This window comes from Streptomyces sp. NPDC006197, from assembly GCF_040613865.1.
Taxonomy (GTDB): domain Bacteria; phylum Actinomycetota; class Actinomycetes; order Streptomycetales; family Streptomycetaceae; genus Streptomyces.
This window is the reverse complement of the sequence record NZ_JBEXSZ010000056.1, coordinates 1-24,309: the sequence shown is the minus strand read 5'-3', so window position 1 is coordinate 24,309 and position 24,309 is coordinate 1. Positions and strand designations below refer to the sequence as shown.

Sequence of the window (24,309 nt, the reverse complement as noted above, 5' to 3'; positions counted from 1 at the left end):
CCGTACGGGTCCGGCCGCCACCCCCTAGGCGCAGCAGTCGGGCTCCAGGCCGCTCGGGAGCCGTTCGCCGCCGAAGACGGCGACGGTCGCCTCCTCGCCGCCGAGGGCCGCGACCGCGAGGAGGAGGGAGCCCGCCGTCCAGGCGGTCTGCTCCTCGGGCCACACGGCCTTGTCGCTCTCCGTGGCGCCCTCGAAGACGTACCCCGTCCAGTACATGCCGTTCCCGGCGCGCAGGTGCCGGATGTCCTGGAGGATCGCGAGGGCCCGGTCGGACTCCCCCATCGCCCAGAGGGTGAGGGCGAGTTCGCAGCTCTCGCCGCCGGTGACCCACGGGTTGGGGACCACGCAGCGCACGCCGAGGCCGGGGACGACGAACCGGTCCCAGTCGGCCTCGATCCGGGCCTGCGCGTCGGCTCCGGTGACCGCGCCGCCGAGGACCGGGTAGTACCAGTCCATCGAGTAGCGGGACTTGTCGAGGAAGCGCTCGGGGTGCCGGCGGATCGCGTGGCCGAGGGCCCCGGCGGCCAGCTCCCAGTCGGGCTGCGGCTCCTCGCGGACCTCGGCGATGGCGAGGGCGCAGCGCAGCGCCTGGTGGACGGAGGAGCTGCCGGTGAGCAGCGCGTCGTGCACCGGCGTGCCGTCGGGCTCGCGCTTCCAGCCGATCTGGCCGCCGGGCTGCTGGAGTCCGAGGACGAACTCGACGGCCGCGTAGACGACGGGCCACATCCGGTCGAGGAAGGCGTCGTCGCCGGTGGACAGGTAGTGGTGCCAGACGCCGACCGCGACGTACGCGACGAAGTTGGACTCCAGGCTCCGGTCGGTGACCTGGTCCGGGTCGCCGTCGTGGTAGGCCGCGTACCAGGAGCCGTCGGTGTTCTGGTGGCGGGCGAGCCACTCGTAGGCGCGGGCCGCGGCGGCGTGCTCGCCGGCCGCGTCCAGGGCCATGGCGGCCTCGGTGTGGTCCCACGGGTCCAGGTGGTGGCCGCGGAACCAGGGGATGGCACCGTCCTCGCGCTGCACGGCGAGTATCCCCGCCACGGTCTCGGCGGCCTGCTCGGCGGTGAGCACCCCGGGCAGGACGAGGTGCTCCGCGATCCGCTCGGGAGACGTCACTTGGCCGCGTCCACGGTGTCGGTGGAGTCCGCGGCGGCGTCGGCCTTCGGGAGGTGGGGCTTGGTCGCGTACGCCACGAAGCTCTTGCCGACGACCGGGTTGAGCAGCTGCTCGGCGACCCGGGTCAGGGCGGGCTTCTTCATGATGTCCCAGACCAGGAGCTTGTGGTACGCGCGGACCGGCAGCGCCTTGTCGTTGTCGACGCCGAAGGCGCACTTCAGCCACCAGTACGGCGAGTGCAGCGCGTGCGCGTGGTGGGTGCCGTACGGCCTGAGGCCGGCCTGCCGGATCTTGCCGAGCAGCTCGTCGGCCTTGTAGATGCGGATGTGGCCGCCCTCGACCTCGTGGTACGCGTCGGAGAGCGCCCAGCAGACCTTCTCGGGGCCGTACCGGGGCACGGTGATCGCGATCCGGCCGCCCGGCCTGAGGACGCGGACCATCTCGGCGAGCACGCCCTTGTCGTCGGGGATGTGCTCCATGACCTCGGAGATGATGACGACGTCGAAGGACTCGTCGGGAAACGGCAGGTTGAGGGCGTCGCCCTCCATCGCGGTCGCGGTCGCGCCGGCGGGGGCCTCGCCGGCCTCCTTCATGGCGGCGAACCACTTGGCGACCTCGCGGATCTCCTCGCCGTTCTGGTCGAGGGCCACGACCTGGGCGCCGCGCCGGTAGCACTCGAAGGCGTGCCGGCCCGCACCGCAGCCCAGGTCGAGCACGCGGTCGCCGGGGGCGAGCGGAAAACGAGTGAAGTCGACGGTCAGCACGAGGTCTGCCTTTCGGGGTTGAGGAGGGTTGCGGGCACGGACCGCCGGGAGGTTGTGGGCATTCGTTCCGCCGGGGCGGAACGGGTGGGCACAACCGGACCACCGGGCCGCACCCGGCAATGACAGCGGGGTGTCACCGGCGGACTCCGGCGCCCTGCCGGACCACGGCCTCGCGGTACAGCTCGGCGGTGCCCTGCGCGGCCCGCGCCCAGGTGAACCGGGCCAGAACCCTGGCACGCCCCGCCGCACCGAGCCGCGCCCGCAGCTCGGGATCGCCCAGTACCCGCCCGAGCGCGGCGGAAAGCGCCCCCGCGTCACCGGGCGGCACGGCCAGGCAGGTCTCGCCGTCGGGCCCGGCGACCTCCGGGATGGCCCCGCCGGTCGTGGCGACCAGCGGAGTCCCCGTCGCCATGCCCTCCGCGGCCGGCAGCGAGAACCCCTCGTACAGCGAGGGCACGCAGGCGACCTGCGCGGACCGGTAGAGGTCGACGAGTTCGGCGTCGCTGATGCCCTTGACGAACTCGACGGCGCCGTCGAGTCCGTACCGCTCGATGGCCTGCGCGACCGGGCCGTCCTCGGCGCGCTTGCCGACCACGACCAGGTGCGCGTCGGGGTTCTCGGTGCGGAGCTTGGCGAGCGCCTCGACCAGGTGGACGAGGCCCTTGAGGGGGACGTCGGCGCTGGAGGTGGTGACGATCCGGCCGGGGACCTCGGCGACGGACGGGTCCGGGGACCAGAGGTCGGTGTCGGCGCCGATGTGGACGACCTTGATGCGGTCCTCGCGGACGCCGAGGTGCTCGACGATCTCCTGGCGGGAGGTGCCGGAGACGGTGAGCACGGACGGCAGCCGGCGGGCGACCTTCTTCTGCATGCCGGTGAAGGCGTACCAGCGGCGGACGGAGGCGCGGCGCTTCCAGTCGGCGGCGGCGTCGAGTTCGAGCTGCCGGTCGACGGTGATCGGGTGGTGGATCGTCGTGACGAGCGGCGCGCCGATGGCGCGCGGGCCGCCGAGGAGTCCGTACCCGAGGGTCTGGTTGTCGTGGACGACGTCGAAGTCGCCGCGGCGGGCGGCGAGCAGGCGCCGGGCCCGCAGGGAGAAGGTGAGCGGCTCGGGGAAGCCGCCGGTCCACATGGTGGCGACTTCCAGGGCGTCGATCCAGTCCCGGTACTCGTCGCGCTTCGGGGTCCGGAAGGGGTCCGGCGAGCGGTACAGGTCGAGGCTGGGGATCTCGGTGAGCGGCACGCCCTCGTCGAGCGTCGGGTACGGCTGGGAGCCGATGACCTCGACGGTGTGCCCGAGGCGGGCGAGCTCGCGGGAGAGGTGCCGGACATAGACGCCCTGACCCCCGCAGAACGGATTCCCCTTGTACGTGAGGAGAGCGATCCGCAACGGACCGTCACCGGCCGCGGTGACGCCCTGCCGGGGGCTTGCCTCTATGGCCTCAGCGGTCATGCGCGACCCCCTTCGAGCGTGCGTTTCGCGGGAGCGTAACCGCTCGCGCTAATCTAGAACAAGTTACAGACTTGATCGCGCAAGATCGTGCTTGATCGTTCAAGGAGGACAGAATCTACCGGCAGGTAGCTCGGCCGTGAGAGCCGGAACAGGTGATTCGCGCCACGGCGGCCGCACCGCCATACTGTCGCTCCCCACCGCACGGAACGGGACCTCATGACCGCAGACCACAGGGCGGACCACAGACCCGCGTCACCGCCCCTCACGGAGCGCCAGGAGGCGCGGCGCCGCCGCATCCTGAACGCCAGCGCCCAGCTCGCCGCCCGGGGCGGCTTCGACGCCGTGCAGATGCGGGAGGTCGCCGAGGCCGCGGGGGTCGCCCTCGGCACGCTCTACCGCTACTTCCCCTCCAAGATCCACCTGCTCGTGGCGACCATGCAGGACCAGCTCCAGCACATGCACACCACGCTGCGGAAGCGGCCGCCCGCCGGCGCGGACCCGGCGGAACGGGTCGCCGAGACCCTGATGCGCGCCTTCCGGGCGCTCCAGCGGGAGCCGCAGCTGGCCGACGCCATGGTGCGGGCGCTGACCTTCGCCGACCGCAGCGTGAGCCCCGAGGTGGACACGGTCTCCCGGCTGACGACCGCGATCATCCTGGACGCGATGGGGGCGGAGCACCCGACCCCGAGCCAGCTGTCGGCGGTCCGGGTGATCGAGCACACCTGGCACTCGGCGCTGATCACCTGGCTGTCCGGACGCGCCTCGATCGCACAGGTGAAGATCGACATCGAGACGGTCTGCCGGCTGATCGACCTGACGGCACCGGCGCGGACGCCGGAGCCGACGGTCTGAGCGGTGCCGTCGGCGCCCCGGTGCGGGGCGCGGGCGGCACCGGTGCCTCAGGGCTTCTTGTGCTTGGCGTTCTCGGCCTCCATGACCGCCTGGCACTCCGGTCCCGCGTCGGTGGCGACGAACATCACGATCTTCAGCGGGCCCTGCGCGTGGTTGCTGGCCTGGAGCTGCCAGGTGCCCTTCGTCAGGGACTTGATCTGAGAGCCCATCTGCTCGACGCTCTTCCCCTCCGTCCAGCCGCCGCCGGTCAGGTTCACGACCGTGTCCGCGTAGGACTTCTTCGGGTCGGCGGCCTTCTCGGCGTCGGCCGTCCAGGAGACCATGCAGTCCTTCAGCGCCTCCGGCACCGCCTCGCCCGAGGGGTCCTGCGTGAAGCCGGCCTCCGTCGCCGCGTCCGCCAACTCCTTGCCGACCGCGGCCGCGTCCAGCTTCCGGTCGCTCGAACCGCCCGCGCCGGAACCGCCCGTCGCGGCCGAACCGGCCGAGGAGGAACCGCCCTTGTCCGTACCGCCCTCGCTGCCACAGCCCGTGACGAGCAGCGCCACACCGGCGGCCGCGGCCACCCACATCGCCTTGCGCACAACACTCCCGAATCCGCACGCACGAAGGCCCGTTGCCCCCGTTTCCACGGGGCACAGTTTTGCATGCGGGAACGACAGCGCCGTCGGTCCGACTCACTCCTCCGGCGGGAACACCGGCTCCCCTCCGTCCGCCAGGGTGATCAGGATCGCCTCCACCGGGCAGCCCTCCGCCGCCGCGAGGAGGCGCTCGCCCGCGTCCGTCTCCGGTTCCACCGGGTGGGACTGACGGGCCGTGTCGAGGCGGAAACCGGCCGGGGCGTGGTTGACGCACATGCCGGAGCCGATGCAGACGCTCCGGTCGACCTCCACGTGCCAGCGGTCGCCCATCACGCGTCCCCGTAGCCGGCCGGCAGGTGGATCATCTTGTGCTCCAGGTACTCGCCGAAGCCCTCGGGGCCGAACTCCCGCCCCAGGCCCGAGTTCTTGTAGCCGCCGAAGGGGCCGAGCATGTCGAGGCTGAAGGTGTTGACGTTGAAGGTGCCGGTGCGCACGGCCCGGGCGAAGTCGACGCCGTGCTCCACGTCCCCGGTCCAGACGCTGCCGCTGAGCCCGAAGTCGGAGTCGTTCGCGATCCGCAGGGCCTCGGCCTCGTCCCCGTACGGCAGGAGGCAGACGACCGGGCCGAAGATCTCCTCGCGGGCGATCCGCATGGAGTTGTCGACGTCGCCGAAGAGGGTCGGTTCGACGTACCAGCCGCGGTCGAGACCGTCCGGGCGGCCGCCGCCGGTGAGCAGCTTCGCGCCCTCCGCCTGGCCGATCCCGATGTAGTCGAGGGAGCGCTGCTGCTGGCGCCGGGCGACGAGCGGGCCGACCTGGGTGGCCGGGTCGAGCGGGTCGCCGACGACGAGCGCGCCGGCCGCGGCGGCGAAGGCCTCGGCGATCTCCTCGTACCGCGAGCGGGGGGCGAGGATGCGGGTCTGGGCCACGCACGCCTGCCCGTTGTTCATCCAGGCGGCGGGGACGATCCCGGCGACGGCGGTCTCCAGGTCGGCGTCCGGCAGGATCACGGCGGCTGACTTGCCGCCCAGTTCGAGGGTGACGCGGGTGAGGTTGCGGGAGGCGACCTCCATGACCCGCTTGCCGGCGGCGACCGAGCCGGTGAAGGAGACCTTGTCGACGCCGGGGTGGCCGACGAGGTACTCGCTGACCTCGCGGTCGGCGGGCAGGATCGACAGGACCCCTTCCGGGAGGCCGGCCTCGGCCGCGATCTCGCCGAGGACGTACGAGTCGAGGGGCGACTCCGGCGAGGGCTTGAGGACCGCCGTGCAGCCGGCGAGCAGCGCGGGGCCCAGCTTGGCGGCGGCGGTGAACTGCGGCACGTTCCACGGGACGACGGCCGCGACGACGCCGACCGGCTCGCGCCGCACGAGCAGCGGCCCGAGGACGCCGGCGCGCCGCTCCTCGTACGGGAAGTCCCGGGCGACGGTGATCGCCGCGTCCCAGACCATCATCGCGCCGAGCGCCTGGGCGAGGACGGACCAGGAGTACGGGGAGCCGTTCTGCGCGCTGATGGCGCGGCCGATCTCCTCGTACCGCGCGGCGATCGCGTCCTTGATGCGGCTGACGACGGCGATCCGCTCCTCGACCGTCGTCCGGGGCCAGGGCCCTTCGTCGAAGGCCCGGCGGGCGGCGGCGACGGCCCGGTCGACGTCGGCCTCGGAGGCGTGCGGGACCCGGCCGATGACCTGCTCGGTGTGCGGGGAGATCACCTCGATCGTCCCGCCGCCCGGGGAAGGGTCGGTCCACTCCCCGCCGATGAACAGCTTTCCGTGCTCCACAAGCTCGGTCATGACCGCTGCCTCCCGAGGAGATGGAATTGCCCACTGGTTTTCTGACGATGCTTCAGAACTGATACCAGTTCTAGTTATGGTGGGCAATGGTCGTACCGGTACCGCAGAGACGAGGACGCTCATGACCCAGGTGACCGAGCACGGCGGAGGCGTCTGGTCCCTGCGGGTGCCCATCCCGGACAATCCGCTGGGCCACACCCTGGTCCACGTCCTCGACACCGGCCGCGGCCCGGTCCTCGTCGACACGGGCTGGGACGACCCGGCCTCCTGGACCGAACTCACCGACGGGCTCACCGCCCTGGGGCTGTCCGTACGGGAGATCCACGGGATCGTCGTCACCCACCACCACCCCGACCACCACGGCCTCTCCGGCCGGGTCCGCGAGGAGTCCGGGGCCTGGATCGCCATGCACGCCGCCGACACGGCCGTCGTCCGCCGCACCCGCGAGTCCGAACCCGGCACCTGGCTCGACTACCTCGCCCGCAAACTCGCCGCCGTCGGCGCCCCCGAGGAGCACATCGCCCCGCTGCGGGCCGCCCGCGCCTCCGGACGGACACGGACCCTGCCCGGCCTCCGCTCGGCCCTTCCCGACCGCGAGATCGTCCCCGGCGAGCTCCTCGACCTGGCCGGACGGCGGCTGCGCGCGATCTGGACGCCCGGCCACACCCCCGGGCACGTCTGCCTCCACCTGGAGGAGGAGCACCCCTCCCGGCTGCCCGGCCACGGCCGGCTCTTCTCCGGCGACCACCTGCTGCCCGGGATCTCCCCGCACATCGGCCTGTACGAGGACCCCGACGAGCTCACCGGGACCGATCCCCTCGGCGACTACCTCGACTCCCTGGAACGGATCGGCCGCCTCGGCGTCGCCGAGGTCCTCCCCGCCCACCAGTACGCCTTCGCCGACGCCGCCGGCCGGGTCCGTGAACTCCTCGACCACCACGAGGAGCGCCTCACCGGCCTCCTCGCCCTCCTCGCGACCCCGCTCACGCCCTGGCAGCTCGCCGAGCGCATGGAGTGGAACCGCCCCTGGGAGCAGATCCCCCACGGCTCCCGCAACATCGCCGTCAGCGAGGCCGAGGCCCATGTCCGCCGCCTGGTGAAGCTCGGACGCGCGGAACCGGTGGCGGGCACGGACCCCGTCACGTACGTCGCGGTGTGAGGGCCCGGCCCCGGACCGTCATGGCCCCCGTCCGCCCGTTCACGCGTGAGCGCGACCGTCCCACCCCCCCGGGGCGGCGGGTGTACGGGCCGGTAGAGTGAGCGGGTCGTCATCATGCCCGTACGGGGGGAAGCCGGTGCGAATCCGGCACTGACCCGCAACCGTGAGCCACCCCTGAAGAGTGGCGAGTCGGAATGCCCCGCCCGGGACGTGACCGCCGGCACCGTCGAGGAATACGGAGCCGGAGCCTGGTGCCCCTGAGGCGTGCCGGTGCCCGGCCCCAGGAGAGGGCCCCATGAACACCGTCCGCCGCGGCGCCGCCGCGCTCGCCGCCGCCGCAGTCGTGCTCGGCACCGGAGCAGCCGGGGCGGCCTCCGCCGCGCCCTCGCCGTCACCCTCCACGGGCACGCTCCCGTCCGGCCTGTACGGCACGAAGGACCCGACGTACGACGGTGTCTGGCGTCAGTCGCTCGCCTTCCTCGCCCAGCGCGGCACCGGCTACCAGCCCGCCGACCGGGCGGTGGACTGGCTCCTGGGCCAGCAGTGCGCCGACGGCTCGTTCGCCTCGTACCGCGCGGACGTGTCGAAGCCCTGCGACGCGAAGACGATGCGGGACACCAACGCCACCGCCGTCGCCCTCCAGGCGCTCCACGCCGTGCGCCGCCAGGCCGCCGCCCCGGAGACGATCGACAAGGCCGTCAAGGCCGGCTCCGACTGGCTGCGGAGCGTGCAGAACAAGGACGGCGGCTGGGGCTACGGCGTCGGCGGCGCGAGCGACGCCAACTCCACCTCGGTCGTCGTCGGCGCGCTCGCCGCGATCGGCGTGCGGCCCGTCTCGTTCACCTCCGCCGAGGGCCGCACCCCGTACGACGCGCTCCTCACCTTCGCCCTGCCCTGCTCGGACAAGGACGGCGCCGGGGCGTTCGCGTACCAGCCGGACAAGACCGGCAAGCTCCTCGCCAACGCCGACGCCACCGCGGCGGCCACCCTCGCCGGGCTCGGCAAGAGCGTCGTCGCCACCAAGGCCTCCCCCGAGCAGCCGACGACCTGCACCGACCTGTCGAAGCCGACCGTCGAGCGGGCCGCGCTGAACGGCGCCTCCTACCTGTCGAAGGCGCTCGCGAAGACCGGCCACCTCACCCTGCCGCCGATGCCGGGCGCCACCGACACCACCGAGCAGCCCGACATCGGCAACACCGCCGACGCCGTCGTCGCGCTCGCCGCGTCCGGCGCCGTGAAGGAGGCCGGGCCGGCCCTGGCGTGGCTGGAGAAGAACTCCGCCGCCTGGGCGAAGGAGGGCGGCCCGGCCGCCTACGCGCAGCTGATCCTGGCGGCCCGCGCGACGGACACCGACCCGCGCGAGTTCGGCACGGCGGACCTGGTCGAGCAGCTCAACGCCACCGGCCCGGCGCCCAAGACGCCGGACACCTCCGCCTCCTCCACCAGCGACGAGGCCGAGTCCGGCTTCGACGTGTGGTGGATCATCGGCATCGGCACGCTCGTCGGCGTCGGCGTCGGCTTCCTCGTGAGCGGCCGCAAGAAGTGACCGCACGGATGCCGGCGCGGGTCACGGGCGCCGCGGCCGGAGCGCTCCTCGCCCTGACCGCGGTCGCGGCGGCCCCGGCGCAGGCGGCCGGCTACCGCTACTGGTCGTTCTGGGAGAGCGACGGCGGGAAGCCGTGGACGTACGCCACACAGGGCCCGGCGACCGCCCGGCCCGCCGACGGCGACGCCCTCGGCTTCCGCTTCGCGATCAGCAACGGCACGGACGACACCTCCCTGCCCTCCGTCGCCCCCGACTTCCCGGGGATCTGCGGGGGCGTGGAGAAGAAGGACGGCACCAAGCGGATAGCGGTCGTCGTCGACTTCGGCGGCCCCGCGGACGCGCCGCCCGGGGAGGCCCCGCCGAAGAAGCTGATCAAGGTCGGCTGCGCGGAGGTCCGCGAGGACGCGACGGGCGCGGAGGCGCTGGCCGCGGTGGCGAAGCCGCTGCGGTACGACGGCTCGGCCATGCTGTGCGGGATCGCGGGCTACCCGGCGCACGGCTGCGGCGAGCAGGTCACGGAGAAGACCCCGGCCTCGAAGACCCCGGCCTCGGCCGGACCCACCGCCTCGACCGCCGCGGAGGGCTCGGGCGGCGGCCCGTCCTTCGGCGTGCTCGTCGGCGGGGCGGCCGTCCTGGCCCTCGGCGGGGCGGCGATCTGGAAGGCCCGCCGACGCGCATGAGTGCGGCTCGTGGCGTCCCCCGTGGCCTCCGGGCGTTCACGGCCTCCGTGTTCACGGCCCCCGAGGCGAGCCGGGCCAACGCCCTGCACGCGGGCGCGTGGTGGCTGTGGGCGCTCGGCCTGGCCGTCGCCGCCTCCCGGACCACGAACCCGCTGCTGCTCGGGCTGCTCGTCGGGGTCGCCGGGTACGTCGTCGCGGCCCGGCGCACGGACGCGCCCTGGGCCCGCTCGTACGGCGCGTTCGTGAAGCTCGGCCTGTTCGTCGTGGCCCTGCGGGTGGTGTTCTCGCTGCTGCTCGGCTCGCCCCTCCCCGGTACGCACGTGCTGTTCACGCTGCCCGAGGTGCCGCTGCCCGACTGGGCGCAGGGGATACGGATCGGGGGCCGGGTGACGGCCGAGCAGCTGGTGTTCGCGCTGTACGACGGCGCCAAGCTGGCGACCCTGCTGATCTGCGTGGGGGCCGCGAACGCCCTCGCCAACCCGGCGCGGCTGCTGAAGTCGCTGCCGGGGGCGCTCTACGAGGCCGGGGTCGCCGTCGTCGTGGCGATGACCTTCGCGCCGAACATGGTCGCCGACGTGGCCCGGCTGCGGACCGCCCGCCGGCTGCGGGGCCGGCCCACGGGCGGGGTGCGGGCGGTGCTCCAGATCGGCCTGCCGGTCCTGGAGGGCGCGCTCGAACGGTCGATCGCGGTCGCCGCGTCCATGGACGCGCGCGGGTACGGGCGGACGGCGCGGGTCCCGGCGGCGGTGCGGCGCACCACGAACGTCCTGACCCTGGGCGGGCTCCTCGGCGTGTGCGCCGGCTCGTACGGACTGCTGGCGGCGGAGGGCGCGGGGTACGGGCTGCCGCTGCTCGGCGCCGGGCTCCTCGCCGCGATGGCCGGGCTCCGGCTCGGCGGCCGCCGGACCGTCCGTACGCGCTACCGGCCCGACCGCTGGGGCGCACGGGCCTGGCTGGTCGCGGGCTCCGGGGTGGCGGTCGCCGTCCTGATGATCCGGGCGAACGCGTACGCCCCGGAGGCGCTGCACCCGGGGGTCGTCCCCCTTGCGGCGCCGGAGCTGCCGCTGTGGCCGGCGCTGTCGGTCCTGGTGGGCCTGATCCCGGCGTTCGTGGCGCCCGTACCCCCACCGAAGGAGAGGAACACGTGATCCGGTTCGAGAACGTCTCGGTCAGGTACGAGGAGGACGCCGAGCCGATCCTGCGGAACGTGGACCTCACCGTCCCCGAGGGCGAGCTCGTGCTCCTCGTCGGGCCCTCGGGCGTCGGCAAGTCGACCCTCCTCGGCGCGGTCTCCGGTCTCGTCCCCCACTTCACGGGCGGCACCCTGACCGGGCGGGTGACGGTCGACGGCCGCGACACCCGCACGCATCCGCCGCGCGAGCTCGCCGACCTGGTGGGCACGGTGGGGCAGGACCCGTCCGCGCACTTCGTCACCGACACGGTCGAGGACGAGCTCGCCTACGGCATGGAGTCCCTGGGGCTCGCGCCCGGCGTCATGCGGCGCCGCGTCGAGGAGACCCTCGACCTCCTGGGCCTCGCCACGCTGCGCGACCGCCCGATCGCCACGCTCTCCGGCGGCCAGCGCCAGCGCGTCGCGATCGGCTCCGTCCTGACCCCGCACCCCAAGGTCCTCGTCCTCGACGAACCGACCTCCGCGCTCGACCCGTCGGCGGCGGAGGACGTCCTCGCGGTCCTCCAGCGCCTGGTCCACGACCTGGGCACGACGGTCCTCCTCGCGGAGCACCGCCTGGAGCGGGTGGTGCAGTACGCGGACCGGGTGCTGCTGCTGCCGGAGGGTGTCATGGGCCCGCCGGCCGAGATGATGGCGATCTCACCGGTCCACCCGCCGGTGGTGGCCCTGGGCCGCCTGGCGGGCTGGGACCCACTGCCGCTGACGGTACGGGACGCGCGGAGGAGGGCTGCCCCGTTGAAGGCGAGGCTGGAAGGGCGGGGCCCTGCGGGGCTTTCAGCCCCCGGACGGGCTGAATTTTCAGCCCCGCCGACGTTCGAGGCGCGGGGGTCCGGGGGCGGAGCCCCCGGTTTCGGGAAGGGGTGGGGTGGGGGAATCAACCTCTTCAAGCGGCGCCGCCCCCAGCCCGCGCCTGCCCCCACCACCCCCCTCGTCCTCACCGAACGCCTCGCCGTCCGCCGCGCCCGCGTAGAAGCCCTCCGCCGCATCGACCTGACCGTCGCCCCCGGCGAGACCATCGCGCTCATGGGCCGGAACGGCGCCGGCAAGTCCACCCTGCTCTCCACGCTCGTGGGCATGATCGAGCCGACGGGCGGCACCGTCCGGGTCGCGGGCCGCACCCCGCACACCACCGACCCCCGCGACCTGATCCGCCAGGTCGGCCTGGTTCCGCAGGAGCCGCGGGACCTGCTGTACGCGGACACCGTCGCCGCCGAGTGCGCGGCGGCCGACGCGGACGCGGGCGCGGCGCCCGGGACCTGCCGGGCGCTGGTGGAGGAGCTGCTGCCGGGGGTGGCGGACGACACGCACCCCCGCGACCTGTCCGAGGGCCAGCGGCTGGCGCTCGCGCTGGCCGTGGTCCTGACCGGCCGCCCGCCGCTGCTCCTGCTGGACGAGCCGACGCGCGGCCTGGACTACGCGGCCAAGGCCCGTCTGGTGGCCCGTCTGCGGACGCTCGCGGCGGAGGGGCACGCGATCGTGCTGGCCACGCACGACGTGGAGCTGGCGGCGGAGCTGGCGCACCGCGTGGTGATCATCGCGGAGGGCGAGGTCGTCGCGGACGGCCCGACGGCCGAGGTCGTGGTGTCCTCGCCGGCGTTCTCTCCGCAGGTGGCGAAGATCCTGGCGCCGCAGCCGTGGCTCACGGTCGAGCAGGTGGAGGCGGCGCTGTGAGCACCCGCACCGTCCGTCCGATCCGGCTCGGGCCGCGCTCGGTGGCCGCGCTCCTCCTCGTCTCCCTCATCGGTCTGGTCGGGATCGGCTGGCCGCTCTTCGCCGACGGGGCGGCGGCGGTCACGAACCACGCGGCCGACGCCCCCTGGCTCTTCGCCCTGCTCCTCCCCCTCCTCATCGCGGTCGTCGTGGCGACGATCGCCGACTGCGGGATGGACGCGAAGGCGGTGGCGATGCTGGGCGTGCTCGCCGCCGTGGGCGCGGCCCTGCGGCCGCTGGGGGCGGGGACGGCCGGCCTGGAGCCGATGTTCTTCCTGATGCTGCTGAGCGGCCGGGTCCTCGGGCCGGGCTTCGGTTTCGTCCTGGGCGCGGTGACGATGTTCGCGTCCGCGCTGCTCACAGGTGGTGTGGGGCCGTGGATGCCGACGCAGATGCTGGCGATGGGCTGGTTCGCGATGGGCGCGGGGCTGCTGCCGGGCCCGGGCCCGGGCGGGCTGCGGGGGCGGGCCGAGCTGCTGATGCTGTCCGCGTACGGATTCGTGGCGGCGTTCGCGTACGGCACGGTCACCAACCTCTACGGATGGGTGACGATCGGCGGCCCCGGCGACCAGGCGATCTTCTTCGTGCCCGGGGATTCCGTGCACGACAACCTGGTCCGCTTCCTCGCCTACCTCCTCGCCACCTCCCTCGGCTGGGACCTCGGCCGGGCCGCTTTCACCGTCGTCCTGACCCTCACGGTCGGCGGCGCGCTCCTGAGGGCGCTGCGGCGGGCCACGCGGCGGGCGAACTTCGAGGCCCAGGTCACATTCGAGGCCCCAGAAGCCCCCTCCCCGGGTGAGGCGCCCCACAGGACCTACGTCACGTACGAGCTGGAATAGTAGACCGGCAGACCCGCCCAAACTGCCCCACACCCGGGCATGACCTGCGGAAACACCACGCACCCGGCTGCGGCCGGAGGCCCTCCGGGTCCGAACCTCCCTCGTACAGGGGGTCGTTGCATCGGGGTTCCGGCCCTGCTTCTCTGGTGGACGTCGCCAGGCAGCCGGTGCTCGTCGCAGCGCCTCGGCCGGCCGGTTCCCCCCAGCTCCCGGGCTTCCCGGGCTCTGGTTCCGGCTTGCCGAAAACGCCTGGCACGCCCTTTGTTCCCGACGTTAGGTAAATGCCTTGCTCCGCTCGCTCACCACTCGTGTCTCCGCCCGCAACAAGAAGATCGCCGTTTCCGCAGCCGTGCTGCTGGGTGCGTCGGGTGCGGTGCTGGGCACGACGGGCCCGGCCTCGGCCGCCAGCCCGCAGGAGCTCGCTCGCAAGATCGTCCCCGCCTCGCAGTACGCGTCCTTCAGCAAGATCGTCGAGCACGAGTCCGGCTGGAACCCCAGCGCCACCAACTCGTCCAGCGGCGCCTACGGCCTGGTCCAGGCCCTGCCGGGCTCGAAGATGTCCTCGGCCGGTGCCGACTGGAAGACCAACGCGGCCACCCAGATCAAGTGGGGCCTGAACTACATGAACGAGCGCTACGGCTCCCCGAACGCCGCCTGGGCGTTCTGGCAGGCCAACGGCTGGTACTGAGAAGCACCACTGCCGCACATCGCGCATCCGCAAGGCCCCGCCCTCCTCACGGAGGGGCGGGGCCTGCGGCGTTTCCGCGCGGAGGGCCCCGTCAGAGCCGCTGGATGATCGTCCCGGTCGCGAGCGCCCCGCCCGCGCACATGGTGATGAGCGCGAACTCCTTGTCGGCGCGTTCCAGCTCGTGCAGGGCGGTGGCGGTGAGCCGGGCGCCGGTGGCGCCGACGGGGTGGCCGAGGGCGATGGCGCCGCCGTTGACGTTGACCTTTTCCAGGTCCTGATCGAAGACCTGCGCCCAGCTCAGCACGACCGAGGCGAAGGCCTCGTTGATCTCGACGAGGTCGATGTCCTTCAGGCTCATCCCGGCCTTGCCGAGGACGGCCCGGGTCGCGTCGACGGGCCCGTCGAGGTGGTAGTGCGGGTCGGCGCCGACGAGGGCCTGGGCGACGATCCGGGCGCGCGGGCGGAGCTTGAGGGCGCGGGCCATGCGCTTGGAGGCCCACATGACGGCGGAGGCGCCGTCGGAGATCTGGGAGGAGTTCCCGGCGGTGTGGATCGCGGTGGGCATGACGGGCTTGAGGCGGGCCAGGCCCTCCATGGTGGTGTCGCGCAGGCCCTCGTCGCGGTCGACGAGCCGCCACATGCCCTGTCCGGCGGCCTGTTCGGCTTCCGTGGTGGGGACCTGGACGGCGAAGGTCTCGCGCTTGAAGCGCTCCTCGGCCCAGGCGGTCGCGGCCCGTTCCTGGGAGAGCAGGCCGAGGGAGTCGACGCGCTCGCGGGTGAGTCCGCGGCGGCGGGCGATGCGCTCGGCGGCCTCGAACTGGTTGGGCAGGTCGACGTTCCACTCGTCGGGGAACGGCTTTCCCGGGCCGTGCTTGGAACCGGAGCCGAGCGGGACGCGGGACATGGCCTCGACGCCGCAGGAGATCCCGATGTCGATGACGCCGGCCGCGACCATGTTGGCGACCATGTGGCCGGCCTGCTGCGAGGAGCCGCACTGGCAGTCGACGGTGGTGGCGGCCGTCTCGTAGGGCAGGCCCATGGTGAGCCAGGCGGTGCGCGCCGGGTTCATGGACTGCTCGCCGGCGTGGGTGACCGTACCGCCGACGATCTGTTCGACGCAGTCGGCGGGGATGCCGGTGCGGCCGAGGAGTTCGCGGTAGGTCTCGCCCAGGAGGTAGGCGGGGTGGAGGTTGGCGAGCGCGCCTCCGCGCTTGCCGATGGGGGTGCGTACGGCTTCGACGATGACGGGTTCCGCGGCCATGGGCTCGTCCTCTCCTCGACCGGACGGGGTGTCCCGGCACCCCGGTCGGTCGGCGTCACGGGGAACTAGTACGCGTTCTAGTTCTGACTGCAGTCTTATGACTGCTACCGCCGGTACGCAAGGGTCCGGGACGCAACAGTTCCCGCTCCGCCCCTTGCTACTTGTAGAACTCGTTACTAACTTTCCCGGCAACTTCTGATGGTCCATCAGATATGGAGAGTGTTGCCGATGGCCTGCCCCCACCTCCCCGACGGGTTCGACGCCACCGACCCCGATCTGCTCCGCGACCGCGTCCCCTTCCCGGAGTTCGCCCGGCTGCGGCAGACCGCACCCGTGTGGTGGTGCCCCCAGCCGGCCGGCGTCACCGGCTTCGCGGACGGCGGGTACTGGGCGGTCACGCGCCACGCGGACGTCAAGTACGTCTCCACCCACCCCGAGCTGTTCTCCTCGAACGAGAACACCGCCGTCATCCGCTTCAACGAGCACATCACCCGGGACCAGATCGAGGTCCAGAAACTGATCATGCTCAACATGGACCCGCCCGAGCACACCCGGGTCCGCCAGATCGTCCAACGCGGCTTCACCCCCCGCGCGATCCGGAACCTGGAGACCGCCCTGCGCGACCGCGCGCACGCCATCGTCGACGAGGCGCGACGCGGCACGGACGCCGACGGCACCTTCGACTTCGTCACCCGGGTCGCCGTCGAACTCCCCCTCCAGGCCATCGCCGAACTCATCGGCGTCCCCCAGGAGGACCGTTCCCGGATCTTCGACTGGTCGAACAAGATGGTCGCGTACGACGACCCCGAATACGCCATCACCGAGGAGATCGGCGCCGAGGCCGCCATGGAACTCATCGGCTACTCGATGAACATGGCCGCCGCCCGCAAGGAGTGCCCCGCCCAGGACATCGTGTCGCAGCTCGTCGCGGCCGAGGGCCAGGGCAACCTCTCCTCCGACGAGTTCGGCTTCTTCGTGCTGCTGCTCGCCGTCGCCGGGAACGAGACCACCCGCAACGCCATCAGCCACGGCATGCACGCCTTCCTCACCCACCCCGACCAGTGGGAGCTCTTCAAGCGCGAGCGGCCCGCGACCACGGCCGAGGAGATCGTGCGCTGGGCGACCCCCGTCGTCTCCTTCCAGCGGACCGCGACCCAGGACACCGAACTCGGCGGACAGAAGATCCGCAGGGGCGACCGGGTCGGCCTCTTCTACTCCTCCGCCAACAACGACCCCGAGGTCTTCACCGACCCCGAACGCTTCGACATCACCCGCGACCCCAACCCCCACCTCGGCTTCGGCGGCGGCGGACCCCACTTCTGCCTCGGCAAGTCCCTCGCGATCAAGGAGATCGAGCTGATCTTCAACGCGATCGCCGACGCCCTGCCCGACCTCACCCTCGCCGGCGAACCACGCCGGCTGCGGGCCGCCTGGCTGAACGGCGTGAAGGAACTCCGCGTCCGCGCCGCATGACCCCTACGGCACAACCCCTACGGGGGCCCTCGGCAGGACGCCCCCTCCCGGCGGGCGGAACCGGATCTTCCCCGGACACGTCTGAGCTCCCATGCGGGGGACACACAGCAGAATCCTGACCATCGTCATCGCGCTGCTCGCGCTCCAGCTCGGCTCGCTCGTCGCACCGGCGTACGCCTGCGGCTGCGGCGCCATGATCCCGGACAAGGCCGAGCGCATCGGCGTCGACCGGGAGGAGTCGGCCGTCCGCTGGGACGGGCGCGCCGAGACCGTCGTCATGCGCTTCAACGTCCACGGGAACGCCCGCCGGGCGGCCTGGATCATGCCGGTGCCGGGCCGCGCCGACGTCCGTCTCGGCGACCCCGCGCTCTTCGACGAGCTCGACCGGCTCACCGAGCCCGAGCAGCGCGACCGCCACTACTTCTGGCCGCGCGAGGGCGACTGGCCCTTCGACAGCGGCTACGGCGACGGAGCCGCCGCCGCCCCGCCCGGCGCGGGCTCCGGCGTCGGCGTCGTCGGACGCGAACGGCTCGGCCCCTTCGACGTGGCCCGGCTCACCGCCACCGACCCCGGGGCCCTCGGCGACTGGCTGCGCGCCAACGGCTTCGAGCTGCCCGAGCGGCTCACCGACGCGCTCCGGCCGTACGTCGAGCGGAAGTGGGAGTACGTCGCCGTCCGCCTGGCCCCGCAGGAGAAGGGCGCGACCCTCTACGGCGAACTGACCCCGCTCCGGATCTCCTTCTCCTCCTCCGAACTCGTCTACCCCATGCGGCTCTCCCGTCTCGCGCGGACGCCCCAGACCCTCGGGCTCTACGTCCTCGCCGAGCACCGGATGGAGCCCCGCTCCCCCATCGGCGGCGACCGCCCCGAGGTGACGTTCGCGGGCCGGATCGAGCGCCCCGAGGGAGCGGTGGCGGGCCTCACGGGCGACGCGCCCGTCCGCCTGACGGTCCTGGAACAGCGCTTCCCCCACCCCGAACGGATCGACGACGACCACCACCTGCGGGCCGTCGCCGACACGCCGTACCGCGAAGTCGAGTACACCGACCGGCTGATGACCGTGGGCGGCGGCATCCCCGTCTGGCTCCTGACGGTCGGCGGCGGTCTGCTGCTCGCGGTGCTGTTCGCCGTGCGGGTGAAAAGGCGCCGCTCCGGCAGGACCGCAGGTGTACGTTCGCCCGCATGACGAACCCTCAGGAAAACCGGTGGGCCGCGGTCGACCAGTACATCACCGAGACGATCGCCCCCGCCGACGAGGCGCTCACGGCCGCGCTCGCCGACTCCACGGCGGCGGGCCTCCCGGAGATCGCCGTCGCCCCCAACCAGGGCAAGCTGCTCCACCTGCTCGCCGCGATGCAGGGCGCGCGGAACGTCCTGGAGATCGGCACCCTCGGCGGCTACAGCACGATCTGGCTGGCCCGCGCGCTGCCCGCCGACGGCAGGCTGATCACCCTGGAGTACGACCCGGCCCACGCGGACGTCGCCCGCGCCAACATCGCCCGCGCCGGCCTCGACAAGATCGTCGAGGTCCGGACGGGCGCGGCCCTGGACAGCCTGCCGCGGTTGGAGGCGGAGGGCGCGGGCCCCTTCGACCTCGTCTTCATCGACGCCGACAAGGCCAACAACCCGCACTACGTGGCCTGGGCGCTGAAGCTCTCGCGCCCGGGCACGGTGATCATCGTCGACAACGTGGTGCGGAACGGCAGGGTCGCCGCCCCGGACCCGGACGACCCGGCCATCACGGGCACGCGCGAGATGTTCGACCTGATCGCCGGCGAACCCCGCCTGGACGCGACGGCCCTGCAGACGGTCGGCACGAAGGGCTACGACGGCCTGCTGCTCGCCCGCGTGGTCGCATAGGACCTGGCGGGGGCACCGGACCGCCGGCCGATGAAGAGCGGCAGCTCCCCCGCCCCGTCGAGCGCCACGACCCCGAGCCCCAGCCACAACCCGACGGGCGAGACGACGAAGTCGTCGTCCCCGAGCAGGGGCAACCAGCGCCCGGCCAGGTCCCGTATCGCGTCCGCTTCGGGGACGCCGGGGCCGTGCGTCATATCCTGCCTTTCATGAGCATCGTGAAGATCAACGTCCTGACCGTGCCGGCCGAGCAGCGTGAGGTGTTGGAGCAGCGTTTCGCCTCCCGGGCCGGGGCCGTGGAGGGGTCCGACGGGTTCGAGTGGTTCGAGCTGCTGCGCCCGGTGGAGGGCACCGACCAGTACCTGGTGTACACCCGCTGGCGCAGCGAGGAGGACTTCCAGAACTGGATGAACGGTTCCATGAAGGCCGCCCACCAGGGCGGCGAGGGCGGCGAGCGGCCGAAGCCCGCCGCCTCCGGCTCGACCCTCTGGTCGTTCGAGGTCGTCCAGCAGGCGTCGCCGAAGTAATTCGTCGGCGGGGCCGGTCGTGCGGGTCGCACAATGGCCCGCATGACCTGGACCTTCTCTGCCGAGCGCGTCGACACCCCGGACGCGACCGCCCTCCGGCGCGACTACTACGACGACGTGGCCAGCCGTTACTGGAAGCGGCCCGCGACCGAGGCCGAGATAGACGAGGGCCTGACGAACGACGGGGTCGAGCTGCTGACCCCGCCGACCGGGCAGTTCCTGGTCGCGCGGTTCGAGGGGAAGCCGGCCGGCTGCGGCGGGGTCCTGATGCGGGACGGCGAACGCGCCGAGCTGACCCGGGTCTTCCTGCGGCACGCCTTCCGCGGGGCGGGCGGCGCGGGTGCCCTGCTGCGGAGGCTGGAGGAGGAGGCGCGCGGTCTCGGCGCGCGCCGGATGGTCCTCAACACGCGCCTCGACCTGGTCGAGGCGCGTGCCCTGTACACGCGGCACGGGTACGCGGAGATCCCCGCGTACTGCACCGGGCCGTACATGGAGATCTGGTACGGCAAGGAGCTCTGACCGGCCGGTCTAGGGGTGGCGGTCCCGCGGCGACCCGGGCCCGTGGGGTCGCTCCCCGTCCGAGCCGCACAGCTCGGCCGTCAGCTCCTCCACCAGTTGCACGAGGTCGGTCGGCCGGTCGGGTCCCCACCAGTCGCCGAGGAGTTCGGCGAGCGAATCCTCCCGGGCCCTGGCCAGGAGCGTCGCCGCCCGTACGCCGTCCTCGGTGAGGACCAGCTGGACGCCCTCCCGGGCCGCGAGCCGCCGCTCCTCCACCTGCCGGGACGCCTCCGTGATCGCCCGCAGCGGTACGGGGGTGACCTCGGCGAGCCGGGCGGGTTCGACGGTCCCGTGGCGGCGGATGCGCAGCAGCAGCCAGCTCGCGGCGGGCAGCAGGTCGAGCCCGGCACGCTTGGTGATCTTCACGTAGATCGCCTTGCGGCCCTCTCTGGAGCCGAGGACGGACAGGGCGCGGGCGCACTCCTCGTACGAGGAGCGTTCGACCGGGTTGGAGGCCAGGGTCTGGCTGGTGTCGGGCGCGGTGACGGAGGCGCGCAGCTTGTCCTCCTTCAGGAACCAGGCGATGACGAAGGCGACGAGGACGACCGGCGCCGCGTACAGGAAGACGTCCGTGATGGACGTGGCGTACGCGTGCAGGACGGCCGGCCTCAGCCCGGGCGGGAGTTGGTCGATGGCGCGCGGGTCGGCGGCGAGCCGGCCGGGACCGGTGCCGGGCGGGAGCTCCTGGGCGGGGACGCTCGCGAACACGTCGGCGAGTTTGCCGGTGAGCCGGTTGGTGAAGACCGTGCCGAAGACGGCGACGCCGAACGAGGCGCCGATGGAGCGGAAGAAGGTGGCCCCGGAGGTGGCGACGCCGAGGTCCTCGTACGAGACGGCGTTCTGCACGACCAGGACGAGGACCTGCATGACGAGGCCGAGTCCGGCGCCGAAGACGAAGAAGCAGACGCTCATCGACCAGGTCGAGCTGGTCTCCGTGAGCCGGTGGAGGAGGAGCAGGCCGAGGCAGGTGAGGGCGGTGCCGGCGATGGGGAAGACCTTCCAGCGGCCGGTGCGCGAGACGATCTGCCCGGAGGCGGTAGAGGTGATCAGCATGCCGAGGACCATGGGCAGCATGTGGACGCCCGACATGGTCGGGGTGACGCCCTGGACCACCTGGAGGAAGGTCGGCAGGTAGGTCATCGCGCCGAACATGGCGAAGCCGACGACGAAGCTGATGACCGAGACGAGGCTGAAGGTCCGGATCCGGAACAGTTTGAGCGGCAGGACGGGTTCGGCGGCCCGCCGCTCGACGTACAGGAACCAGACGAGGAGTACGGCTCCGAGGACGGCGAGGCCGATGATCTGCGCCGATCCCCACGCCCAGGTGGTGCCGCCGAGGGAGGCCACCAGGACCAGGCAGGTGGCGACCGAGGCGATGAGGAGGGTGCCGAGGTAGTCGATCGTGTGCCGGGTGGAGCGCACCGGGATGTGCAGCACGGCGGCGATCACGAAGAGCGCGACGACGCCGATGGGAAGGTTGATGTAGAACACCCAGCGCCAGGAGAGGTGCTCGGTGAAGAGGCCGCCGAGCAGCGGGCCGAGGACGCTGGTGGCGCCGAAGACGGCGCCGAAGAGGCCTTGGTACTTGCCGCGCTCCCGGGGTGAGACGAGGTCGCCGACGATCGCCATCGACAGGACCATGAGGCCGCCGCCGCCGAGGCCCTGGATCGCGCGGAAGGCGATGAGCTGCGGCATGTTCTGGGCGATGCCGCAGAGGGCGGAGCCGACGAGGAAGACGACGATGGCGCCCTGGAAGAGCTTCTTGCGCCCGTACTGGTCGCCGAGCTTGCCCCAGAGGGGGGTCCCGGCCGTGGACGCCAGCATGTAGGCGGTGACCACCCAGGAGAGGTGCTCCATGCCGCCGAGCTCGCTGACGATGGTCGGCAGGGCGGTGGAGACGATGGTCTGGTCGAGCGCGGCGAGCAGCATCCCGAGCAGCAGCGCGCCGATCGCGACGAGGACGGTGCGGTGGCTCTGCCCCGCTCCGGGCACGGGGGCGTCGCCGAGCTGGGACGGGCTTGTGTCCTGGGCCATGAGGTCTCCGTCTCCGTATCCGTATCCGTTTCCGTCTCCATCTCCGTGAGCGGCTCCTCCATCCTGGTCCGAATGTCCCGTTATGGCCTGCGGAAGGGCACGGCCGTTCGCCCGACATACAGGGGCGGGCTGCATAATCGCTCGCAGTTGTATCGGGGAGGGGACCCATCATGACCGGACACGTATGTCCTGAATGCGGTGTACACAGACCTGGCTGCGCCTGCGCCCGGGCGGCGGAGACGGCGGCGGCCGAGGACTTCGACCCGCTCCGGATCAGGCCGTACGTGACCCTGGAGGGGCCCGAGGGGTCGGACGGGTCGGACGGGCCGGACGGGCAGCCGACCGCGCATCTGCCTGCGTACGCGACGGAGCCGACGTATTCGGCGTATTCGACCGAGCCGACGTACCCGACCGAGCCGGCGTACCCGACGGAGGACCCGCCGACCGCCCAGCTGGCGGCGATCCGGCCGGGGAGCGACCTCACGGCACCGATGCCGGCGGTGCACCCCACAGGGCCGGGGGCACACCCAACGGGACCGGGGGCGTACCCCGAGGGCGGCCGCCCCGGCGCCGCGGGCGACCCCTCCGAGACGATGCCGCTGCTGCTGCGCGGCGTCGGCGAGGTGCCGCCCGCGCACGAGCAGGAGCGGGCGCGGGGCCGGGGCCGCAGGCGCGGCGTGGTGGTCGCGGCGGTGGCCGCCGTCGCCGTGGCGGGCACCGCGGCCCTGGCGGCGGCCGTCCTCGGCGGCGCGGACGAGACCGACGACCGGGCGGCCGTTCCGGAGGTGACCACGAGCGCGTCCCTGAACGTCGCCGTGTCGGAGGCGCCGTCCCCTTCCTCGGAGACCCCTGAGCCGACCACGTCCTCCCCGACCCCGCAGCGGACGTCCGCGTCCCCGTCCCCCACCCCTTCCCCGAGCCGCACCACCGCGAGCCCGAGGGCGTCTACGAGCCCGACGACCCCTCCGGCCGCCGCCCCCTCCCCGGCCCCGACGACCGCGGCGCCGACGACGGCCACGCCGTCCGCGCGGCCGACCGAGGAGACGGCGGTCACGCTGAGCCTCGGCTCGACGGGCGAGGAGGTGGTCGAACTCCAGGCTCGGCTGACCCTGGCGGGGGCGTACCACGGGGACGTGGACGGGGAGTACGACCAGGAGGTCTGGCGCGCGGTGAAGAGCTACCAGTCCTGGATGTTCATCGAGGGCGACCCGAAGGGCGTGTACGGCCCCCACACCCGCGAGGCCCTGGAGCGGAGCACCTGGCTCTAGAGCCGGCGCGACGGACGGGCGGCCGACAGCGGGCAGCCGACAGCGGGCTGACGGCGGTCGGCGGCGGGGCTGCGAAGGCCGCGGGGTTCCAGCACGCGGACCGGTTGGCCAAGACGACCCCCGGTTTTGTATCGTGGAAGAACAAAGTGGCCCCGCCCGCACTCCCTGACCGGTGGGCGGGACCACTTCGTTCTCCGCGCCACCCCCTCTGGAGACCCGATGCCTGCCAGCACCCCGGCAACGCTCACCGCCCGCGCCCTCCTCCTCGACATGGACGGCACCCTCGTCAACTCGGACGCCGTCGTCGAACGCTGCTGGCGCCGCTGGGCGGACCGGCACGGGCTCGACCCGGACGAGGTGCTCAAGGTGGTGCACGGCCGCCAGGGGTTCGCGACGATGGCCGTCCTCCTCCCCGACCGCCCGATGGCGGAGAACCACGCCGACAACCGGGTGATGCTGGCCGAGGAGACCGCCGACCTCGACGGAGTCGTCCCCGTGCCCGGCGCCCCCGCCTTCCTGGCCGCGATCGCGGACCTCCCGCACGCCCTGGTGACCTCGGCGGACGAGGCCCTCGCCCAGGCCCGGATGGGTGCGGCGGCGCTCCCCGTGCCCGAGATCCGGGTCACCGCCGAGAGCGTCGGCGCCAGCAAGCCGGATCCCGAGGGCTTCCTCAAGGGCGCGGCGGCGCTGGGCTTCGCCCCGGCGGACTGCGTGGTCTTCGAGGACTCCGAGGCGGGCATCCAGGCGGGCCGCGCGGCCGGCATGCGGGTCGTGGGCGTGGGTCCGCGCGCGGCGGCCTTCGCGCCGGACGTGCACGTCGCCGACCTCACCCGGCTGCGGGTGGAGCGCGCCGAGGACGGCTCGATCACGCTGACCGCACTGCCGTAGACGCGGTCGAGATCGAGGCGATCGGCCTCTACACCAACAACCCGCCCTGCGGCGCCATGCGCGGCTTCGGCGCGGT

24 protein-coding genes and 1 riboswitch are annotated in these 24,309 nt (G+C 73.1%); of the genes, 15 read left to right on the top strand and 9 right to left on the bottom strand.

The genetic code is table 11. From position 1 onward, the window contains the following. Positions 1-24: 24 nt before the first annotated feature. The 3 genes from ABZ318_RS19230 to ABZ318_RS19220 all read right to left on the bottom strand — a co-directional run bounded on the left by ABZ318_RS19230 (position 25) and on the right by ABZ318_RS19220 (position 3,330). The gene (locus tag ABZ318_RS19230) at positions 25-1,113 is read right to left on the bottom strand and encodes a prenyltransferase (protein WP_356903653.1); all 1,089 of its coding nucleotides are present in this window, start codon (positions 1,111-1,113) and stop codon (positions 25-27) included. Then, on the bottom strand, positions 1,110-1,877 hold the full coding sequence (locus ABZ318_RS19225; protein ID WP_356903652.1) for a class I SAM-dependent methyltransferase: 768 nt from the start codon (positions 1,875-1,877) through the stop codon (positions 1,110-1,112). Before ABZ318_RS19225 ends, ABZ318_RS19230 begins: the two co-directional genes overlap by 4 nt. Before the next feature lie 133 nt (positions 1,878-2,010). Then, positions 2,011-3,330 (bottom strand): glycosyltransferase family 4 protein, encoded by a 1,320-nt coding sequence (locus tag ABZ318_RS19220; protein ID WP_356903651.1) that lies wholly within the window; start codon positions 3,328-3,330, stop codon positions 2,011-2,013. 216 nt (positions 3,331-3,546) lie between these two features. Here ABZ318_RS19220 and ABZ318_RS19215 point away from each other — a divergent pair, with 216 nt between their 5' ends. After that, complete coding sequence (locus tag ABZ318_RS19215) at positions 3,547-4,182, top strand: TetR family transcriptional regulator (RefSeq protein WP_356903650.1); 636 nt, start codon at positions 3,547-3,549, stop codon at positions 4,180-4,182. A 47-nt stretch (positions 4,183-4,229) separates the two neighbouring features. On the opposite strand, the gene ABZ318_RS19210 is transcribed toward ABZ318_RS19215, so the two are convergent. The 3 genes from ABZ318_RS19210 to ABZ318_RS19200 form a co-directional block, all read right to left on the bottom strand. Beyond that, complete coding sequence (locus tag ABZ318_RS19210) at positions 4,230-4,763, bottom strand: hypothetical protein (protein ID WP_356903649.1); 534 nt, start codon at positions 4,761-4,763, stop codon at positions 4,230-4,232. Positions 4,764-4,856: 93 nt separating this feature from the next. Then, the gene (locus ABZ318_RS19205; protein WP_030688175.1) at positions 4,857-5,090 is read right to left on the bottom strand and encodes a ferredoxin; all 234 of its coding nucleotides are present in this window, start codon (positions 5,088-5,090) and stop codon (positions 4,857-4,859) included. Further along, entirely contained in the window at positions 5,090-6,553 is a 1,464-nt protein-coding gene (locus tag ABZ318_RS19200) for an aldehyde dehydrogenase (protein ID WP_356903648.1), read from the bottom strand. Before ABZ318_RS19200 ends, ABZ318_RS19205 begins: the two co-directional genes overlap by 1 nt. A gap of 121 nt (positions 6,554-6,674) precedes the next feature. Between ABZ318_RS19200 and ABZ318_RS19195 the strand changes: the two genes are divergently transcribed. The 7 genes from ABZ318_RS19195 to ABZ318_RS19165 all read left to right on the top strand — a co-directional run bounded on the left by ABZ318_RS19195 (position 6,675) and on the right by ABZ318_RS19165 (position 14,367). Further along, positions 6,675-7,712, top strand: coding sequence for an MBL fold metallo-hydrolase (locus ABZ318_RS19195; protein ID WP_356903647.1), 1,038 nt, complete (start codon positions 6,675-6,677; stop codon positions 7,710-7,712). Positions 7,713-7,798: 86 nt separating this feature from the next. Then, a riboswitch (cobalamin riboswitch) is annotated at positions 7,799-7,934 on the top strand. Between the two features lie 73 nt (positions 7,935-8,007). Then, positions 8,008-9,258, top strand: a complete 1,251-nt coding sequence (locus tag ABZ318_RS19190; RefSeq protein ID WP_356903646.1) for a prenyltransferase/squalene oxidase repeat-containing protein — start codon at positions 8,008-8,010, stop codon at positions 9,256-9,258. A gap of 8 nt (positions 9,259-9,266) precedes the next feature. Beyond that, positions 9,267-9,938, top strand: coding sequence for an SCO2322 family protein (locus ABZ318_RS19185; protein ID WP_356903645.1), 672 nt, complete (start codon positions 9,267-9,269; stop codon positions 9,936-9,938). Further along, positions 9,935-11,086, top strand: coding sequence for an energy-coupling factor transporter transmembrane protein EcfT (locus tag ABZ318_RS19180; protein WP_356903644.1), 1,152 nt, complete (start codon positions 9,935-9,937; stop codon positions 11,084-11,086). Before ABZ318_RS19185 ends, ABZ318_RS19180 begins: the two co-directional genes overlap by 4 nt. Beyond that, a complete protein-coding gene (locus ABZ318_RS19175; protein WP_356903643.1) occupies positions 11,083-12,801 on the top strand; it encodes an ATP-binding cassette domain-containing protein in 1,719 nt (572 codons plus the stop codon). The genes ABZ318_RS19180 and ABZ318_RS19175 overlap by 4 nt, the downstream gene beginning before the upstream one ends. Next, complete coding sequence (locus tag ABZ318_RS19170) at positions 12,798-13,679, top strand: ECF transporter S component (RefSeq protein WP_356903642.1); 882 nt, start codon at positions 12,798-12,800, stop codon at positions 13,677-13,679. Before ABZ318_RS19175 ends, ABZ318_RS19170 begins: the two co-directional genes overlap by 4 nt. 286 nt (positions 13,680-13,965) lie before the next feature. After that, complete coding sequence (locus ABZ318_RS19165; RefSeq protein ID WP_356903641.1) at positions 13,966-14,367, top strand: transglycosylase SLT domain-containing protein; 402 nt, start codon at positions 13,966-13,968, stop codon at positions 14,365-14,367. A 91-nt stretch (positions 14,368-14,458) separates the two neighbouring features. Here ABZ318_RS19165 and ABZ318_RS19160 read toward each other — a convergent pair whose 3' ends face one another. Continuing rightward, positions 14,459-15,628 carry a steroid 3-ketoacyl-CoA thiolase gene (locus tag ABZ318_RS19160; protein ID WP_356903640.1) on the bottom strand — a complete coding sequence of 390 codons (1,170 nt, stop codon included), beginning with the start codon at positions 15,626-15,628 and terminating at the stop codon, positions 14,459-14,461. Between the two features lie 228 nt (positions 15,629-15,856). Between ABZ318_RS19160 and ABZ318_RS19155 the strand changes: the two genes are divergently transcribed. From ABZ318_RS19155 to ABZ318_RS19145, 3 genes are all read left to right on the top strand, one after another. Continuing rightward, on the top strand, positions 15,857-17,101 hold the full coding sequence (locus tag ABZ318_RS19155; RefSeq protein WP_356903639.1) for a cytochrome P450: 1,245 nt from the start codon (positions 15,857-15,859) through the stop codon (positions 17,099-17,101). A 91-nt stretch (positions 17,102-17,192) separates the two neighbouring features. After that, positions 17,193-18,287 (top strand): DUF2330 domain-containing protein, encoded by a 1,095-nt coding sequence (locus ABZ318_RS19150; RefSeq protein ID WP_356903638.1) that lies wholly within the window; start codon positions 17,193-17,195, stop codon positions 18,285-18,287. Beyond that, complete coding sequence (locus ABZ318_RS19145; protein WP_356903637.1) at positions 18,284-18,961, top strand: O-methyltransferase; 678 nt, start codon at positions 18,284-18,286, stop codon at positions 18,959-18,961. The genes ABZ318_RS19150 and ABZ318_RS19145 overlap by 4 nt, the downstream gene beginning before the upstream one ends. Here the strand turns inward: ABZ318_RS19145 and ABZ318_RS19140 are convergent. After that, the gene (locus tag ABZ318_RS19140) at positions 18,925-19,155 is read right to left on the bottom strand and encodes a hypothetical protein (protein ID WP_356903636.1); all 231 of its coding nucleotides are present in this window, start codon (positions 19,153-19,155) and stop codon (positions 18,925-18,927) included. The genes ABZ318_RS19145 and ABZ318_RS19140 overlap by 37 nt on opposite strands. Positions 19,156-19,167: 12 nt before the next feature. Here ABZ318_RS19140 and ABZ318_RS19135 point away from each other — a divergent pair, with 12 nt between their 5' ends. Beyond that, the gene (locus tag ABZ318_RS19135) at positions 19,168-19,485 is read left to right on the top strand and encodes an antibiotic biosynthesis monooxygenase (protein WP_356903635.1); all 318 of its coding nucleotides are present in this window, start codon (positions 19,168-19,170) and stop codon (positions 19,483-19,485) included. A 33-nt stretch (positions 19,486-19,518) separates the two neighbouring features. After that, a complete protein-coding gene (locus ABZ318_RS19130; RefSeq protein WP_356903634.1) occupies positions 19,519-20,004 on the top strand; it encodes a GNAT family N-acetyltransferase in 486 nt (161 codons plus the stop codon). 9 nt (positions 20,005-20,013) lie between these two features. Here ABZ318_RS19130 and ABZ318_RS19125 read toward each other — a convergent pair whose 3' ends face one another. Further along, positions 20,014-22,077, bottom strand: a complete 2,064-nt coding sequence (locus ABZ318_RS19125; RefSeq protein WP_356903633.1) for an MFS transporter — start codon at positions 22,075-22,077, stop codon at positions 20,014-20,016. Between the two features lie 170 nt (positions 22,078-22,247). On the opposite strand from ABZ318_RS19125, the gene ABZ318_RS19120 reads away from it, so the two are divergent. Both ABZ318_RS19120 and ABZ318_RS19115 read left to right on the top strand, forming a co-directional pair. Then, the gene (locus ABZ318_RS19120; protein ID WP_356903632.1) at positions 22,248-23,345 is read left to right on the top strand and encodes a peptidoglycan-binding domain-containing protein; all 1,098 of its coding nucleotides are present in this window, start codon (positions 22,248-22,250) and stop codon (positions 23,343-23,345) included. A gap of 219 nt (positions 23,346-23,564) precedes the next feature. Further along, positions 23,565-24,233, top strand: a complete 669-nt coding sequence (locus ABZ318_RS19115; protein WP_356903631.1) for an HAD-IA family hydrolase — start codon at positions 23,565-23,567, stop codon at positions 24,231-24,233. Positions 24,234-24,309 lie beyond the last annotated feature (76 nt).